The sequence below is a fragment of the Pseudomonas sp. QC2 genome (genome assembly GCF_002859085.1).
Lineage (GTDB): Bacteria > Pseudomonadota > Gammaproteobacteria > Pseudomonadales > Pseudomonadaceae > Aquipseudomonas > Aquipseudomonas petroselini.
Genome location: NZ_PKKS01000008.1, coordinates 356672 through 373430, shown reverse-complemented (window position 1 = coordinate 373430; position 16759 = coordinate 356672). Strand labels below are relative to the sequence as shown.

Annotated in this window: 17 protein-coding genes and 1 pseudogene; 7 read left to right on the top strand and 11 right to left on the bottom strand. The window is 58.3% G+C overall.

Annotation, left to right across the window (positions count from 1 at the left end; all coding sequences use genetic code 11):
- Window position 1: 1 nt before the first annotated feature.
- The 6 genes from QCBJ_RS08410 to QCBJ_RS08385 are packed head-to-tail and all read right to left on the bottom strand — an operon-like array spanning window position 2 to window position 3649.
- Window positions 2-1036 carry an aldo/keto reductase gene (locus QCBJ_RS08410; protein ID WP_102060531.1) on the bottom strand — a complete coding sequence of 345 codons (1035 nt, stop codon included), beginning with the start codon at window positions 1034-1036 and terminating at the stop codon, window positions 2-4.
- Window positions 1036-1623 (bottom strand): flavin reductase family protein, encoded by a 588-nt coding sequence (locus QCBJ_RS08405; protein ID WP_102060530.1) that lies wholly within the window; start codon window positions 1621-1623, stop codon window positions 1036-1038. Before QCBJ_RS08405 ends, QCBJ_RS08410 begins: the two co-directional genes overlap by 1 nt.
- 56 nt (window positions 1624-1679) lie before the next feature.
- A complete protein-coding gene (locus QCBJ_RS08400) occupies window positions 1680-2129 on the bottom strand; it encodes an SRPBCC family protein (protein ID WP_102060529.1) in 450 nt (149 codons plus the stop codon).
- Window positions 2130-2173: 44 nt separating this feature from the next.
- Window positions 2174-2560, bottom strand: a complete 387-nt coding sequence (locus tag QCBJ_RS08395; RefSeq protein WP_064052537.1) for a nuclear transport factor 2 family protein — start codon at window positions 2558-2560, stop codon at window positions 2174-2176.
- Between the two features lie 56 nt (window positions 2561-2616).
- The gene (locus tag QCBJ_RS08390) at window positions 2617-3000 is read right to left on the bottom strand and encodes a nuclear transport factor 2 family protein (RefSeq protein WP_102060528.1); all 384 of its coding nucleotides are present in this window, start codon (window positions 2998-3000) and stop codon (window positions 2617-2619) included.
- Window positions 3001-3010: 10 nt separating this feature from the next.
- On the bottom strand, window positions 3011-3649 hold the full coding sequence (locus QCBJ_RS08385) for a TVP38/TMEM64 family protein (RefSeq protein WP_256581471.1): 639 nt from the start codon (window positions 3647-3649) through the stop codon (window positions 3011-3013).
- Window positions 3650-3859: 210 nt separating this feature from the next.
- Here QCBJ_RS08385 and QCBJ_RS08380 point away from each other — a divergent pair, with 210 nt between their 5' ends.
- The 3 genes from QCBJ_RS08380 to QCBJ_RS08370 all read left to right on the top strand — a co-directional run bounded on the left by QCBJ_RS08380 (window position 3860) and on the right by QCBJ_RS08370 (window position 6762).
- Window positions 3860-4705, top strand: a complete 846-nt coding sequence (locus QCBJ_RS08380) for a sugar phosphate isomerase/epimerase (protein WP_102060582.1) — start codon at window positions 3860-3862, stop codon at window positions 4703-4705.
- A gap of 9 nt (window positions 4706-4714) precedes the next feature.
- Window positions 4715-5692 carry an LLM class oxidoreductase gene (locus tag QCBJ_RS08375; RefSeq protein WP_102060526.1) on the top strand — a complete coding sequence of 326 codons (978 nt, stop codon included), beginning with the start codon at window positions 4715-4717 and terminating at the stop codon, window positions 5690-5692.
- 68 nt (window positions 5693-5760) lie between these two features.
- Window positions 5761-6762: a zinc-dependent alcohol dehydrogenase family protein gene (locus QCBJ_RS08370; protein ID WP_102060525.1), complete on the top strand. Its 1002-nt coding sequence runs from the start codon at window positions 5761-5763 to the stop codon at window positions 6760-6762.
- A 75-nt stretch (window positions 6763-6837) separates the two neighbouring features.
- Here the strand turns inward: QCBJ_RS08370 and QCBJ_RS08365 are convergent, their stop codons facing one another.
- From QCBJ_RS08365 to QCBJ_RS08350, 4 genes are read right to left on the bottom strand one after another with little or no spacing between them, the layout of a single operon-like run.
- The gene (locus QCBJ_RS08365) at window positions 6838-7230 is read right to left on the bottom strand and encodes a carboxymuconolactone decarboxylase family protein (protein ID WP_102060524.1); all 393 of its coding nucleotides are present in this window, start codon (window positions 7228-7230) and stop codon (window positions 6838-6840) included.
- Between the two features lie 28 nt (window positions 7231-7258).
- Window positions 7259-8926 carry an MFS transporter gene (locus QCBJ_RS08360; RefSeq protein WP_064052543.1) on the bottom strand — a complete coding sequence of 556 codons (1668 nt, stop codon included), beginning with the start codon at window positions 8924-8926 and terminating at the stop codon, window positions 7259-7261.
- Between the two features lie 34 nt (window positions 8927-8960).
- Window positions 8961-10394, bottom strand: coding sequence for an aldehyde dehydrogenase family protein (locus QCBJ_RS08355; protein WP_102060523.1), 1434 nt, complete (start codon window positions 10392-10394; stop codon window positions 8961-8963).
- A gap of 14 nt (window positions 10395-10408) precedes the next feature.
- Window positions 10409-11536, bottom strand: a complete 1128-nt coding sequence (locus QCBJ_RS08350) for a zinc-dependent alcohol dehydrogenase family protein (protein ID WP_102060522.1) — start codon at window positions 11534-11536, stop codon at window positions 10409-10411.
- A 227-nt stretch (window positions 11537-11763) separates the two neighbouring features.
- Here QCBJ_RS08350 and QCBJ_RS08345 point away from each other — a divergent pair, with 227 nt between their 5' ends.
- The 4 genes and pseudogenes from QCBJ_RS08345 to QCBJ_RS30655 all read left to right on the top strand — a co-directional run bounded on the left by QCBJ_RS08345 (window position 11764) and on the right by QCBJ_RS30655 (window position 15685).
- Window positions 11764-12657 (top strand): NAD(P)-dependent oxidoreductase, encoded by an 894-nt coding sequence (locus QCBJ_RS08345; RefSeq protein ID WP_064052546.1) that lies wholly within the window; start codon window positions 11764-11766, stop codon window positions 12655-12657.
- 77 nt (window positions 12658-12734) lie between these two features.
- Window positions 12735-13547, top strand: coding sequence for an N-acyl homoserine lactonase family protein (locus QCBJ_RS08340; protein WP_102060521.1), 813 nt, complete (start codon window positions 12735-12737; stop codon window positions 13545-13547).
- A 191-nt stretch (window positions 13548-13738) separates the two neighbouring features.
- Window positions 13739-14827, top strand: a pseudogene (locus tag QCBJ_RS30660) (cache domain-containing protein); the annotation flags it as partial.
- Between the two features lie 15 nt (window positions 14828-14842).
- Window positions 14843-15685, top strand: a complete 843-nt coding sequence (locus QCBJ_RS30655) for a methyl-accepting chemotaxis protein (RefSeq protein ID WP_371916659.1) — start codon at window positions 14843-14845, stop codon at window positions 15683-15685.
- 58 nt (window positions 15686-15743) lie between these two features.
- Here QCBJ_RS30655 and QCBJ_RS08330 read toward each other — a convergent pair whose 3' ends face one another.
- Window positions 15744-16655, bottom strand: coding sequence for an N-acyl homoserine lactonase family protein (locus QCBJ_RS08330; RefSeq protein ID WP_082893879.1), 912 nt, complete (start codon window positions 16653-16655; stop codon window positions 15744-15746).
- Between the last annotated feature and the right edge of the window lie 104 nt (window positions 16656-16759).

Sequence of the window (16759 nt, the reverse complement as noted above, 5' to 3'; positions counted from 1 at the left end):
GTCAGCGCGGGGTGTCGCCAGGCACCGGTGCGTGTTCGGGAATAAGTTTCTGCTGCTTGAGCTGTGCCCAAAATGCGCCGGGGATCCGTGTCGAAAACGCTGCGACGTTCTGCTGAACCTCCGCCACCGACTGAGCGCCGAACACCAGCGCCCGTACAGCTGGATGACAGGCGCAAAACTGCAACGCCGCAGCCGACATCGCCACACCATGGTCGGCGCAGATCGACTGTATGACGGCCACGCGCGCTGCGATGTCGGCCGGAACGGCACGATAATCAAACATTGCGTCGGGACGTGCACCCATCGCCAGCACGCCTGAATTGAAGGCGCCTGCCGCGATGATCGAAACGTCGCGACGTTGCAATTCATCAAAATGCCCGTTGAGTGGCTCATGGTTGAGCAGCGTATAACGGCCGGCAATCATCGCACAGTCGAGGGCGAACTCCCGCGCCACCTCCACGACCACTTCGGTTTCATTGACACCCAGGCCAACGGCAGACACCACCCCTGTGCTGCGCAGTTCGTCCAGTGCCTTGAATCCACTCTCACGGATCTGATTCCAATAAACTTCAGCCCGTCGACCATGCCAGGCACGTCCCAGATCGTGCACCAGGAGTACGTCGATACGATCCAGGCCGGAGCGCTCAAGGCTGTGGTCCACCGAGCGCATGAATCCGTCATAGGTATAATCGTACTGGTAGTGAGGGTTGTGCAGGAACCATCTTGAGTCCGCCGGGCGCTGGGCAGCCGGGATGTCGCCGGTGTCGAGTACCCGGCCTACCTTGGTGCTGACGACCACATCGTTGCGTATATTCAGTTCGCGTAACGCACGACCCAAGGTGTATTCCGCGCGGCCCGTGCCATACATCGGTGCCGTGTCAAAATAGCGGATACCCGCTTCATGAGCTGACTGCACGATGGCCAGCGCCTGGTCGTAATCGATGTGGGCGTTATAGCCGATCTGCACCGTGCCCAAGCCGACGGCACTGAGTGCCACTTTGGCTTGACCGAGCGGGCGTTTCTCGATGGGGTTCATTACGCGTCCTCCTTTGTCGCGACGTCCAACGCTTCTCCGATCGCATAAAAGTGGCCACCTGCGATGTAGTGCAGGCTACGAAAGTCCGGGTGCGCACGCTCAAAGTGCCAATGGCCGTCGCTGAATACCCGTGTGTCGGCCCAGGCAGCGACGACTTCACCGATAAACAGGTCGTAGGTCGACTGGTTGTGCGGTTCGGGCAAAAGTTTGCACGCAAGCCAGGCTGAGCAGCCGGCCACGAATGGCACGTCATGCCCGCTGAAACTGAACAGCTCGACGCCGCTATGAGCCAGCTTCTGTGGATCTTCCTGCAGGCTGACGCTGCCGACATCGCGGGTCAATTGCAGCTGTGCCACGGTGGGAACCTGAATCACAAAGAGGCCGCTACGCTCTACCAGTTCGCGGGTTTTGGCGATCTTGTCCAGCACCACAGTGACTTTGGGCGGTGAGAAATCCAATGCACAGGCCCATGCCGCGGCCATCACATTTCGAGTCTCCTCGTGTTGAGCAGAAACCAGCACGGTGGGACCGTGGTTGATCAGCCGATAAGCTTTTTCAAGCGGCACTTCGGCAATGTGGTCGTGCATCGTAACTCCAGAAAAATTGAACCCCGCATCCATTGCTGGAGCGGGGTAGGGCACATTCACGCGGTGGCGGCTTGGTTCAGGTAAACCTGGAGGCTTTCATGACCACCGACAATGAGCGACTCGATGGTCGAGGTCCATTGCCCCTCTGGGTCAGGCTCGCGCGTATCGAAGGTCGCAGACCACAGAATCACGGTTTCGTCCTTGCCAGTCAACGGGATCAGGCGCACGGTCAACACGTAGTTGTCGACGGGCAGTGGCGCTTCAACGAAACGGTAGGAGAACTGCAGATTTACCGCGTCTATCGACAACAACTGCTCGCGCAGAATGGCGCCATCCTGCAACGTCAGCCGACGGATGCAACCGACCAGACCGTCCGGCTGACCGTCTTCGATGACGCTCTGCGGGATCGCCGGGTGCCACTGGCTGATTTTCCCGAAGCGCTTGAGTACATCCCAAACGCGCTCGGCGCCGCCGTCTACAACGGCGCTGTATTCAACTTTTGCCATGATTTATCACCTTAAGAAACAGCATTGCGTTCAGGCCGCTCGGATCAGCCTTCGAACTGGTGATAAACCTTGGCGATCACCTTCCAGGTGCCGTCGATTTTGATCAGTGTCAGGTAATCGTTGTAGTCGGCGCCAATCGCGTCCTTTTCCATGTCCACCCGTACCACGGCGGTGGTTGGGGTGATCGCCAGCACGTCCAGGCGAGTGCTGATATCCGGGGCCTTGCCATTAGTGCGGACGAAGTCGAACAGATTGCTGATCGGGCCGCCCAGCAGTTTGCCGTTGGTGAAGCCGTACATCACCGCTTCCTTGTGGAAGGCCTGCTCCAGCACTTCCGGGCTGCCGGCACGCAGGCCGTCTGCGTATTGCTGGGCCACGGCGACAACGGCGTTGTAGTCCTGGGTGGGTACTGCCTTGATGTTCTTGCTCATGGTCAAACTCCTTTGCATGGTTTTGGCGCCAATGGGGCGCGGTTCAAGCGGGTGGGTTAAGGAGCAACGTGGGTGTGGTAGATCTTGCTGATGACGGTCCACTTTCCATCAACCTTCAGCAGGTTGAAGAAATCGGTGAAGCAGAAGCCGGAGATGTCATTGGTATCGATGCGTGCGCTGGCAGCGGTGCCCACGATATCGACGTTGACGATGGCACCTTTGGCTTCCGGTGACGGCCGGAAGGCGCTGTCGATGATGTCGAACAGACCTTGGATCGGGCCTCCGGTCAGCTTGCCTTCGCTATCTACACCAAAGATGGTGGCCTGCTCGCTGAAGGCAGGTTTCATGATGCTGCTTTTGGCTTGCTTGCCACCTTCGTTGTAGTGGTTCAGCACCGTGACGATGGCGTTGTAGTCTTCGACGTAAGTTGGGTTGCTCATGGTGTTACTCCTAGTTTGAAGAGGGTTGAAGAAGGGCTTGGTTGATTGCTTTGCGTGCATATCGAGCGATGGTCAGTAAGGCGATCAATGCAACGACCAGTCCCGCCCAAGTCATCATTTGAGTCGAGCGATTGGTCGTTACCTCGCCACTGATTATCTGTGTGACATCAGCCGCCAGAGAGCCCAGATACGCATACAGAAATGTTCCAGGGAGCAGGCCGATCCAGGTCGCCAGAAGGAAATCTCGACGGGTGATTCGGCTGGCTCCGAGTCCGTAGCTCAGCGGAGCGAACGGCACGATGGACGCCAGGCGCAAGAGGAAAACAATTCGAAAACCTCCAGACTCGATAGCGCGGTCGACCGCCGCTGATGTGGGGCTGTTCGCCAGGCGTCGTTTGACCCAAGGGCGCAGAAGCGATCTGCCCAAGGCGAACGCGATCGCTGCAGACAGCAAACCAGCGGGCGAGATGAGCAGCGTTCCCCACATCGGGCCGTACAAAAAACCGGCGAGCGCCGTGAGCACCGAGGCGGGTACGAAGGCGACCGTGCCCACCACAAATATCGCGGCATACAGCGCAATCCCGACGACGTCTAGCGAGCGAATAATCTCGATCCACTGCGCGATGTGGTGTACGGCGAGGTCTATCACGTTGCCTATCCCATTCATTCGGTCGGTGGGAATGGTTCCCGTCCGGCACATCACTGAAAGCTATTTAGGTAGCGATCGCTACATATTGTGTGTATTTTATAGTGATCACTACAGTTAGTGTCAAGACATTTGCTGTCGGTGTTGGTGAAGGCGAAGTGGACGTTCGACGGTGCTTTGCGATCAATGCCTGACGGCCTGCTGGAGAGCACCATGACGCAAAAGTTTTACGCACAGGACACCTGTTTCTACAGCTCCATGGGCACCTACGGTTTTGAGGACAGGTGCGAGATGACTAAGGCGGTGGGTTATGACGCCACCTATCTTTCAATCTGGGATGGACGCAACTGGGCAGCTGTCCAGCAATTGAGCAGCGTAAAGGAGCGTTACGACCTGGAGGTAGCGGGCATCTATGTGGTGCTCAACCTGCGCCTTGGCGTAGAGGCAGAGCAGAACGCGGGCATCTATCAGATGCTGAAAGTGGCACCGCCAGGCTCCACCGTTGAATTGGCGATTAAAACCGCGGGGGACTTCGCGCGTTCGGATCCTGCGGGCGATGAGCCTGTGGTGCGCTGGTTGGCCGAAGCCTTGTCTATCGCGCAGCAGCGCAATATCCGCATCCTGATCTACTCGCATTTACTGCACTGGAGCGAAAAGCACGACGACGCCCTGCGTATTTGTGAGCGACTCAATCACCCCAATCTGGGGATCGTTTTCTGCGGCTACCACTGGTACGCCGGCGACGGCGAGCGGCTGGGCGCCACGCTCAGGCGGGCGCTGCCCTTTCTCAAGCAAGTGAATCTTTCAGGTTCACGCCGTAGCCCTCTGGGCTGGGGCCAGACCGCGACCATTGAAACCCTCGACCAGGGCGAAATGGACAATTTTGCGGTCATGGCGCTGTTGAAGCGGTTGGGTTACGACGGCTATATCGGTTGGCAAGGATGGGATGAAAGCGGCGATGCCTTTACCAAGCTGCGCAAGTCGCTGGAGGCCCTGCGCAGCATGGACGAGCGCGTGCGCAAATTCCCGCATTGGGCCCGTCACGTCGATCATCAATAAGGAGTTTTTATGTTTTCGTTGTCCAGTACACCGTACCAGGCGTTACCGGGTTTTCGTCGGACCTTCCAGCCTGGGAAACTGACCCTCGGTTTGTTTTTTCCGATAGAGGCTTACGAGGGCGATATGCCCACAATGCGCAACCAGGTCGCGTTGGCTCAGCAGGCGGAAAAGGCCGGTTTTGCCTGCTTATGGTTTCGTGATGTCCCGCTGCGCGATCCGACGTTTGGCGATGTCGGGCAAATCTACGACCCCTGGACTTACCTGGGCTATCTTGCCGGGCAAACCCGGGATATCGCACTGGGAACCGCCGCGATCGTTGTTCCCATTCGTCATCCGCTCCATTTGGCCAAGGCTGCAGCGAGCATCGATCAACTCAGCGGAGGCAGGTTGTTGCTCGGCGTGGCTTCTGGCGACCGTCCGGTGGAATACCCTGCTTTCAATGTGGAATCCCACAGCCGTGGGGAGCGATTCGTCGAGCATCTGGAGGTTATGCGCAAATCCCTCAGCACTCAGTTCGAACCGATTCGCTGGAGCGAGGGCGAGCTGAGGCATGCAGACCTGGTGCCCAAACCCTCAGGCCAATCCATTCCATTACTTATCACCGGCAGTAGTCGCCAGACATTGCAGTGGATCGCCAGGGAAGCCGACGGTTGGATCTCTTACCCGCGCGCCTTGGATAAGCAAAGGGATATCGTTCGCCTCTGGCACGAGACTGTGCGCGAGCAGGCAGGCGATGCCTTCAAGCCATTCAGTCAGTCCCTCTTTATCGACCTGACCCTCGACCCCGATACTGCCCCCACACCTATTCACCAAGGCTTCAGGTTAGGCCGCAATGCACTGCTGGAGATGCTGCACACCCTGCAATCCTTCGGGGTTAACCACGTGATGATCCAGCTCAAATATGGGCAGCGCTCGGCCCAGGAGGTTCTGGACGAATTGGGAGAGTTCATCGTGCCGCAATTTCCCGCGTTGACACGAGGTGTCTAAGCTGCATCAACCATTGTTACTCAAAGGTAAAGACTGTCGTTTTACAAGGCTGTAAACAGGAGAGCGTCATGAGCATACAGACACAGATGCAGGCTCAGGTGTTGAGCGATTATGCCGACGGTACGTTCACCCTGACCCAGGTTGATCGCCCTTTGGCTGGAGCCGGCCAAGTACTTGTCAAGATAGCGGCAAGCGGGGTCAACCCGATTGATTTCATGATTCGCAAGGGGCAGGCGCCCTATGCGATGCCTGAACTTCCCGCGATCCTCGGCACTGACCTCGCCGGCGTGGTGGAAGCCGTGGGCGAGGGTGTCACCGGCTTTAAGGTTGGGGACGCGGTGTATGGGCTGACGGGTGGCGTACGTGGCCTGCAAGGTTCCATGGCTGAGTACGCCGCCGTCGATGCCGACCTGCTGGCGCCCAAACCGAGTAACCTCAGCATGCGCGAAGCCGCGGCGATACCGTTGGTATTCCTGACCGCGTGGGAGGGGCTGATTGACCGTGCTGGCCTGCAATCGGGGCAGTCTGTGCTGGTGCAAGGCGGCGCCGGTGGAGTAGGGCACATGGCGGTACAAATCGCGGTTGCTCATGGCGCCAAGGTGTTCGCCACAGCATCATCCCAGAAGCGCGCAATTGTTGAGTTCTATGGTGCAACGGCCATCGACTACCGCAGCAGTACGGTTGAGCAGTATGTAAAACAGCATACGGGTGGGGCAGGTTTCGATCTGGTTTACGATACCGTCGGCGGTCAGACCCTTGATGATTCGCTGGTAGCCGCTCGCGCCTATGGTCATGTATTGAGTTGCTTTGCGTTCGGCACTCATAACCTGGCGCCAAGCTCGCTGCGGTGCGTGACGGTGTCCGGGATATTCGTATTGTTGCCGATGTTGAGCGGGGAGGGGCGTGCGCATCACGGTGAGATTCTGCGGCATGCCACACGCCTTGCCGAGGCAGGCAGGCTCGTTCCTTTGCTGGATGAGCAGCGCTTCTCCCTGGCAGACGCACACGCCGCGCATACGTTGCAGGAGTCGGGCAAGATGGTTGGGAAGGTGGTTATTGATGTCGTTTGATGGCTGTCGACAGATCGCGGCACTGTAATCACAACAAAAAACGCAGCCCGAGGGCTGCGTTTTGGTGTTCGAGGTTTAACGGCTGTGCTCGGTGTTCCAGGTCTTGATGGCTTCCGTCGCGACCCGGAACGCCGCCAATGCGCTCGGCACACCCGCGTAGATTGCAGCCTGCATCAACGCTGCGCGAATCTCCTCGACGGACACGCCATTGGTCAGCGCGCCCTTCACATGCACGCCCAGCTCATGGTGCTGGTTCATGGCCGTCAGCATGCCGATGTTGAGCAGGCTGCGGGTTTTGAACGGCAAGGTCTCGTCACCCCACACGGCACCCCAGCAATACTCGGTTACCAAGGCTTGCATGGGTTTATTGAAATCGTCTGCCGACGACCAGGACTTCTCAACGTGGGCGGCACCCAGTACGGCTTTGCGATTCTCGAAGCCTTTATCAAACAGTTCTTTATTGCTCATGGTTTCACCTGGCTCAGGGGAGGGGAGGTTAGAGATTGATGTCGATATCACGCGTCTCGCGCAGGAAAAACAGGCCGACCACAAACGACACGCCGATCCATGCCACCGGATACCACAGGCCGAAGTAGATATTGCCCATCTGTGCTGAAAGGGCGAAGGCGATGGTGGGCAACAGTCCGCCGATCCAGCCGCTGGCAAAGTGGTAGGGGAACGACATGGACGTATAACGAATACGCGCCGGGAACATTTCCACCAGCATGGGCGCGACCGGCGTCAGCGAGATCACGCCGCAAAACACCAACGCCATCAACAGCAGGAAAACTTTGCCGCGCTGGAACTTCTCCGGGTCGGCTTTGAGGGGGTATCCCGCCTGGTCCAATTGGCTCTGCAACGAGGTTTTCAGCGCACCCATGCGGTCCTTGGCGACCGCTGCGTCGAGGCCTACGGTGCCTTCAGAGACCAGCTGTGCCGAACCCACTTTGATCACCGCGTGGGCTTGGCCAGGCAGTGATTGGGTTTCGTAGCTGATGCCGGTTGCGGAGAGGGCCTGCTTGGCAACGTCGCACGGGCTGCTGAAGGTCCGGGTACCGGTCGGATTGAACATGAATGAGCATTGGGAAGTGTCGGTGACCAACGTCACCGGCGTGCGCTGTTCAGCGGCCATCAAGTCAGGGTTGGCGTAGAGCGCCACGCCTTTGTAGATAGGGAAGATGGACAGTGCCGACATCAGGAAACCCGCCAACAGGACGGGTTTGCGTCCGAGGCGATCACACAGCCAGCCGGCCAGCAAAAACATCGGCAGTGCAGTCATCAATGCCAGCGTCAGCGTGGTGTTGGCTTGCTGGGGATCGACCTTGAGGTTCTGGGTCATGAAGAACGTGGGGTACAGCACTGCGATGTAGTAAGCGCAGGTCATGCCGCCACAAATACCGAACAAGGCGATTACCAGGCGGCGCAGGTTGGCCTTGTCCAGAAAGGTTTCGCGCAGCGGTGATTTCGACAGGCGTTTCTCGGCTTTCATTTTCTTGAACGCCGGCGACTCTTCCATGCCCATGCGCACGGATATCGAGATGCCCAGCAGTACCAGCGAGAACAGGAACGGGATGCGCCAGCCCCAGGTATTAAAGTCGTCGCCGCTGATGTAACGGCAGGCCAGGATCACACCGAAAGCCAGCAGCAGCCCCAGGGTGCCGGTGGCCGAGATCCACGCCGTATTGAGGCCGCGCTGGCGATTGGTCGAGTGTTCGGAGACGTAGGTCGCCGCTCCGCCATACTCACCGCCCAGCGCAAGGCCTTGCAGCATCCGCAGTGCGATCAACAGGCTGGGGGCCAGGATCCCGGCGTATTCATAGGTGGGCAGCAGGCCCACCGCCACCGTAGAAATACCCATGATCACAATGGTAATGAGGAAGGTCTTTTTGCGCCCGATACGGTCGCCGATACGCCCGAATACCACTGCCCCAACCGGTCGCATCACAAAGCCGACCGCAAAGGTCAGCAACGCGAAGATAAACCCGGTGGCGGTGTCCAGGCCGGAGAAGAAATTAAGCGCGATCACCGACGCCAGCGCGCCATACAGGGTGAATTCGTACCATTCGAACACGGTGCCCAGGGACGCGGCAGCGATTACTTTGAGCGTAGAGCGGTCTACACCTTGGGTGGATTTCAAGTCCACCGACTCAGCAGTCGTTTTCATTTTTTCACAACCTGTATTGTTTTTATTGGTGTGTTCAGTTGGCAAGCGAAAAGCCGACGATGGCCTTGGTTTCCAAGTAGTCCATCAGTCCGTGCGCCCCCCACTCTCGGCCATTGCCGGACTGTTTGAAGCCGCCGAAGGGCGCGCCGATATCGGCCGGCGGATAGTTCAGGTGAACCTGGCCTGCACGCAGGTGCCCGGCCATATCGCGGGCGTGGTTCAGATCAGCGGATTGCACGTAGGCCGCCAAGCCGTAAGGCGTGCCGTTCGCGATTGCGATGGCTTCTGACTCGTTGTGATAGGCAATGATCGACAACACCGGGCCGAAGATTTCCTCTTGGGCAATGGTCATGTGCGGGGTTACGTTGGCGAACACCGTGGGCTGGACGTAATAGCCCTGTTGCAGGCCCTCGGGACGGCCGACGCCACCGCAGACCAACTCAGCGCCTTCGTCAATGCCGCGTTGCACGAGGGTTTGTACGCGTTCGAACTGAGCCCTGTTGACCAGCGGCCCCAGCTGGGTATTTTCATCCTGCGGATCACCGACACGATACTTCGCCACCTCGATCCGAGCGATTTGCACTACGTCGGCCATGCGTTCCGCCGGCACCAGCATGCGAGTCGGGATCGAGCAGGATTGCCCGCTGTTGGTGAAGCACGCGGCGATGCCCTTGGAGACTGCTTGGCTGAAATCAGCATCGCCCAGCACTATATTGGCCGACTTGCCCCCCAGCTCCTGAGCGACGCGTTTGACCGTGTCGGCAGCGGTTTTCGCCACGCGAATACCGGCCTGGGTAGAGCCGGTGAAAGACACCATGTCGATGTCCGGGTGCGCACTGATAGCGTGGCCCACGTTGGGTCCGTCGCCATTGACCAGGTTGAAGACCCCTGGCGGTACGCCCGCTTCGTCCAGCACCTCGGCAAATAGCAAGGCTGAGAGCGCAGAGAATTCGCTGGGCTTGAGGACGATCGTGCAGCCGGCCGCCAGCGCCGGGGCGATTTTCACCACGATCTGGTTGATCGGCCAATTCCACGGAGTGATCAACCCGCATACGCCGATCGCTTCGCGACGTATCTGGGTCGTGCCCTGCAACTCGTCGAACTCGAAACTGCGCAGCACGCGAATGATTTCCTCGATATGCAGCGAGCCCCGTGCCGCCTGGGCCGCCCGGGAGAAGGCAATCGGCGCGCCCATTTCCAGGGTCATCGCCTGGGCAAACTCTTCGTATCGACGCTTATAGATGCTCAATACCCGCTCAAGCAAATCGATGCGCTGCCCCGGTGTCCAGCGTGAATAGTCCGCGAACGCCCGGCGTGCAGCGTGTACTGCGCGCTCCACATCGTCGGCGTTGCCCATGGCCAGTTCACCATAGGCTTGCTCGTCAGCCGGATTGATCAGGGTAAACGTGGCCTTGCCCATCGGCTCGACCCATTGCCCATCAATGTAGAACTTGTCTGTAGGGTACATGGCGACACTCCTGCTCAATCGAACGTGATGATCTGGCGAACGGCTTCACCGTCACGCAGGCGATCCATGCCGACATTGATCTCATCCAGGGTCAATCGGTGCGTCACCAGCTTGTCGATCGGCAGGCGACCGAGACGGAATAATTCCAGGTAGCGCGGGATGTCGCGACTGGGCACGCTGCTGCCCATGTAGCTGCCGCGCAAGGTGCGCTCGTCAGCCACCAGGCCGACCATCGGCACCTCGAATGTCGCGTCCGGTCGAGCCAGGCCGGCGGTGACGACCTCGCTGCCGCGCTTGCCGACTTTCCAGGCCGTTTGCAACGCAGCGGATGCCCCCGCGAACTCCAGCGCCACATCAACACCTCCGCCGGTCAGGTCGCGGATGGCTTCGACCAGGTCAGGGTCGGCTGCATTAAACACATGCTGCGCCCCCAACGATTTGGCCATCGCCAGTTTTTCCGCATTGGTATCGATGGCGATCACTTGGCTTGCGCCCGCCGCTAGCGCGCCTAGCTGCGCCGCCAGGCCTACGCCACCCATGCCGACGATTGCGACGGTCGAGCCCAGTTTGATACTGGCGGTATTGGTCGCTGCGCCAACGCCGGTCAAGACGGCGCAGCCAAACAGTGCCGCATGTTCCAAGGGAATATCTCGGGCCACGCGCACCAGAGAGCGTGTCGAAACCACGGCGTATTCGGCGAATGCGGAGATGCCCGAGTGATGATTGAGGACTTGTTCCCCGCGCTGCAGGCGTCGATCACCGCGCAACAGCGTGCCAGCCGCGCCCGCCACCGCACCGGGGCCGCAAAGGGCAGGGCGCCCGCCCGAACATTCAACACAATGGCCACAGGAGGCGACGAACACAGTCACGACATGATCACCCACAACCAAGTCGTCGACATAAGGCCCGACCGCGATGACCACACCCGCGGCTTCATGCCCGATTACCATCGGCAGCGGACGTGGTCGCACGCCTTCGATCACGGACAGATCGGAATGGCAGATGCCGGCTGCGGCGATCTTGATCAATACCTCGCCGGGTCCCGGATCTCGTAGCTCAATCGTATCGATGCGCAAAGGTCGGCTTTGGGCAAATGGAGCCGGCAAACCCATCTGGTCCAACACGGCAGCTCTGATTTGCATGGGGATTTCCTTTAAATCAATTGTTTTTATGAGGGCGCGCTCAGCGATTTAGTCGTATCACTGTATTACAATATTACAGCTTCAACAATACAGGGGGTTTCAGGCAGCAAGTCGTAATTGGTCTGAATTATTGACATATTGTATTACAATACTTAAGGTGTTCTCACAAAGCGCCCGGGGTATCTGAGCACCTTGGCCAAAAAAACAATTAACCATCGAGATACGCTATGAACGACGATAACCAAGGCACTCGCCCTACAGTCCTCTTCATCGGGCTGGGGATGATGGGGCGCCCGATGGCAAGTCTTATTGCCAAGGCGGGATACCCTTTGTTGGTGAGCGACACCAACGACCAGGCTGTCAGTGATCTGTGTGCCGAAGTGGGCGCCCGTCGCCTTGAAAGTGCGCAGACACTTGCCGATGTCCGTATCGTCATCACCATGTTGCCCAACTCCCGCATCGTCAATCAGGTGCTTGTGGGCGACTATGGTGTCGCCAAACGCCTGGCGCAGGGCGCCTGCGTGATCGACATGAGTTCCTCGGAACCGCTCGAAACCCAAGCGCTGGGCAAACAACTGAATGAGCTGTCGCTGTGTTTCCTTGATGCGCCGGTTTCCGGTGGCGTGAAACGCGCTATTTCCGGGACGCTGCAAATCATGGTGGGCGGGGATGTCAACGTGCTCCAGCAACACCGCGAGCTGCTGGACGTCATGGGCAGCTCAACCCACGTTGGTCCAAATGGTGCAGGTCATGCGGTCAAGGCGTTGAACAACTTTGTGTCTGCCACCGGGTTGTTGGCCACCGTTGAGGCGCTGCATGTGGGTGAGAAATTCGGTGTAGATCCGGCAGTGATGACCAGCGTGCTCAATAATGCTTCCGGCGGTAACTTCACCACGGCCAACAAGGTCAACCAGTTCATGCTCAGCGGCACTTACGCATCGGGCTTCGCATTGCAACTGATGGTCAAGGACCTGAAAATCGCCGTCACCCTTGCAGAGCAGATGGGTCAGCAGATGAAGCTCGGCCATGAGTGCCTGGCCGTCTGGCAGGAAGCGGCGCAAAGCACCACGCCTCAGACCGATCACACTGAGATGTACCGCATCATCGATGCTCACGGCTAGTCGACAAGCTGCGCGCTACCGTCCGGGGCGTCACCGCTACGTCCCGGCTCTTCGTCCAACTGCTGGGTATCCGAACCATGAACATCGCCCCCGCGATTGAGCCTTTTGACGTGTTCGCGGTGAAATATGCCGAGCATCGGCGCACCGCCTCCTCGAACTTCCTCGGCGGCGACCCGCACGATGGGCCGATGCCCATGGATTACTTTATCTGGGTCGCGACCAACAGCACCGGCACTTGGGTGATTGATACCGGCTTCAACCAGGCCACGGCCCGCCAGCGTGGGCGAGACTTCATTCGTTGCCCGGCTGAATCGTTGCGGATGCTCGGTATTGATGCGGCCGCTGTCGACAACGTGATCATTACCCACCTGCATTACGATCATGTGGGCAACTTCGACCTGTTCCCATCGGCCACTTATCATCTTCAAGACCATGAGATGCTGTTCGCAACCGGACGGCACATGGCGCACACGTGTGCACACGAGGCCTATGACGTCGAGAATGTGGTCGGGATGGTCCGCGAGGTCTACCGCGGGCGTGTGCAGTTCCATGACGGTGACGCCACGTTGACGCCCGGCCTTTCCGTGCACCTGGTGGGAGGGCATACCATGGGTTTGCAAGTGGTGCGCATTTTTACCCGCCGAGGCTGGGTGGTACTGGCCTCCGACGCCAGCCACTACTACCGCAATTGTATCGAGGACCGTCCATTCCCGATCGTCTTCAATGTGGACGATATGCGCAGTGGCTGGGCCCGAATCAGATCGTTGGCCGATTCCGAGCATCATATTGTCCCGGGGCATGATCCCTTGGTGATGAATCGCTATCCACCGCTTGCTGGCGCGTCGGAAGGCTCGATCTGCGTGCTCCATGAGCACCCCACATATCGGTGATTCCTGACGGCCTTGGCTGTCGGTGTCTGATCAATATTATTTATATGAACCAGTAAATCTTATTGTTTTTATTCCTGGCGGCTGCTCGCTACTGTCCAACCCGCGCGTAACCAAGTCGCCGCCTGACTCAAGGCCACCTCGTTCTACGCAATCCTCTTATAAAAATGACTCGATAACATTCTGGAGTGCAGATGAACGTCAAACAGAAGTTGACCTGGGCGTTTGTTGTGATCGCCTGCTTGCCTGTCTGCCTGATTGCGACACTGGTGGTCATGGATTTGCGCAACGCCGCCCGCGATGATTTTATCGAGGGCAGTAACCGGGAAATACGCCAGGTTGAAACGGCGATGCAGTTGTACTTCGAAAGTATTCGCCAGAACGTCGACTACCTCGCCTCTCAGCCGTTATTGCGCAACGCTGACGGCAGCCTGAAAAACTACAGTGGCGCCAACGCTCCCAGCATTGCGCAAGGCGTGCTGGATAAGCAGATCTTTGATTTTTATGCGCACTTGGCCAATAGCCATTCGGCGTATTCCAACATCATTTTCGGTAACAGCACCGGCGGTTTTGTGTCCTGGCCCGACAACCCGAACCGGGCCAATTACGACCCCCGCGAGCGGCCTTGGTATAAGTCTGCGTTGAGCAGTCCAGGCAAGACCCTGCGTACCGATGCTTACTACTACGCGCCTAAAGATGCGGTGTATGTCAGCGTTGTGCGCAGCATCGATACCCAACTGGGTAGCAACAGTGGCGTGATCAGTATCGATGTGTCGTTGCAGCAACTCACCGAAATCATCAAACACATCAAACTCGGCGAGAGTGGTTACCTGATGCTGGTCGAGCGCGACGGCAAGGTGTTGGTTGACCCTCAGCAACCTGCGCATAACTTCAAGACGCTTACAGAGATCGGCGGCGGCTATGAACAGTTGGCCAACGCCCGGAAAAGCGCGTTTGAAGTTGAGCTCAACGGTGAACGTTATATGGCCAACGTCTGGCCCTCCAGCCAATTGGGTTGGAGCTTTGTGGGCCTGATCAAACAGCAGGAGGTGATGAGCTCTGCGACCCACTTGGCGTGGGTGATTGCGATCATTGCGGGCGTGCTGGCGCTGGTATTTGCCCTGGTGGGCGCGAGCTTCGCAGGCTTGATCGTAAGACCGATCCGCAGCGTCGCCAGCGGCTTGCAAGGCATCGCCGAAGGCGACGGCGATCTGACGCAAAGCCTTCACGTGCGCGGCAAAGATGAAACGGCGCAGTTGGCCAACTGGTTCAACCAATTCCTGGCGGCGATCCGCAGCATGATCAGCAGCATCGGCCAGGCTGCACATAACATTCTGACCACATCCAACGCTGCCACGCAGGTATCCAGCGACATGGCTGAGGTCGCAGGGCGCCAGCGTGAGGCCGTGGATATGGTTTCGACCGCCTTCCATGAAATGGTGGCCACCGCCAACGAGATTGCGCGTGCCTGCAGTCAAGCTGCCGAGTCAGCCGACAGCGGCTGGACAAAAGCACGCGAGGGTCAGCAGCAGATTGATGCGGCGGTCAGCAGCGTTGACCAACTGAGTCATGAAATCGAGAAGTCCGCCGAGTCGATGCAACAACTGGAACGTGACAGTAACGATATCCAGTCGATCCTCGGCACCATTCGCTCAATCGCCGAGCAAACCAACCTGCTGGCACTGAACGCCGCCATTGAGGCTGCACGCGCTGGCGAGCAGGGCCGTGGGTTTGCCGTGGTCGCCGATGAGGTCCGGGCGCTGGCCAAACGCACGGCGGACTCCACCGCCGAGATCGACGGGCTGCTGGGCACCTTGGCCAAGCGTACGGGCCTTGTCACGCACCAAATGCGTGCCAGTCTGGATGTCTCGCAACAGTCGGTTAGCCGAATCGGCGTGGCACGTACCAGCTTCGGCCTGATTCGCGATTCTGTAGATGTGATTCGAGACATGAACACTCAAATCGCCACGGCAGCTGAGGAGCAGCATCAAGTCGCCGAAGGCATCAATCTGCATATCAGCCAGATCCATGGCGATGCGCAACGTGTCGCAGAGTTGGCTGAATCGGCGCGTTTGAATTCATCGGGTTTGGCCGGGTTGTCTGCGGAGCTGGACAGCCTGGTCCGGCGTTTCCGTACCTGACAAGCGCGCAGGATGAGGGCCAGTGCCTGCATTGGCCCTCGTTGTGTGACGCTATTGCTTACTCATACCAGGCCGGCGATTTCAGCGCATTCCGCACGAACTCAGTGCTGTGACCGATCCACAATTGCGAGTGGGTCTGCTTGAGGAAATCTTCCATGGCTTGTCGCGATTCAGGCGTGCCGGCGTGCTTTTCCTTGTCCGGCATGCGGTTCTTCGTACGTTCTTCGGGGTAGTGGTAAAGGTCGCCGGAAATCAAGACCCCGCCGTATTGCTTGAGCTTCACGTACAGCGATTGATGGCCGGGGGTATGCCCCGGGGTTTGTTTCAAAATGACTGAGCCATCGCCGAAGACATCGTGATCGCCTTTGAACAGTTGTTGGGGGTTTTGTTTGAGTGAGGCGAAAGACGCCGCGTTTTCCGGGGTGGCCTGTGCAGTGAACATGAAATCCTGCTCGGCTTTGGAAGTCAGCCACGTTGCGGTCGGGAATTCGCTGATGTTACCCACGTGATCGAAATGCGAATGTGAAAGCGCGAGGTAGTTGATGTCCGTTGGTGCGACCCCAATGTCGGCCAACTGGCTGAGCAGTGTCTTGGTAACGATTTGTCCATAGCCATCGATGGCATTTTCATACACCGGTCGTCCGATCAAACGGTCAGACAGCCCGGTGTCGAACAACAAAACGCCTTTTGGGTGCATGACGAGGTAGCAGGTGACGGGCATGTTGGTATCGACCACTTCTTCACGCGTCAGGTTGTACGATTCCGGGTGGTTGTATATCAGCTGTCCACAATCGAGCACGTAGACGCGCAAGGTTTTTACGATCGGCAGCGGAGCCATCGCAGGCCGATGCTGAGCGGGTGAAGAGGAAGGTGTTTGGGCGTTGACCCAGCCTGCGCCGCATAGCGCAACTGCCATGCACAAGCCTAACCCAAGTGTCTTTTTACCGATTGCAATGCGCTTATTTTTCATCACGTTCTTCTTGTTTTATAAGGTGAATGATTACGCACGTTATCGCCACGTGGGTCGCCGCTGAGTGCGTGAATGGAGCCAATCACCCCATAAAAGCAAACGCC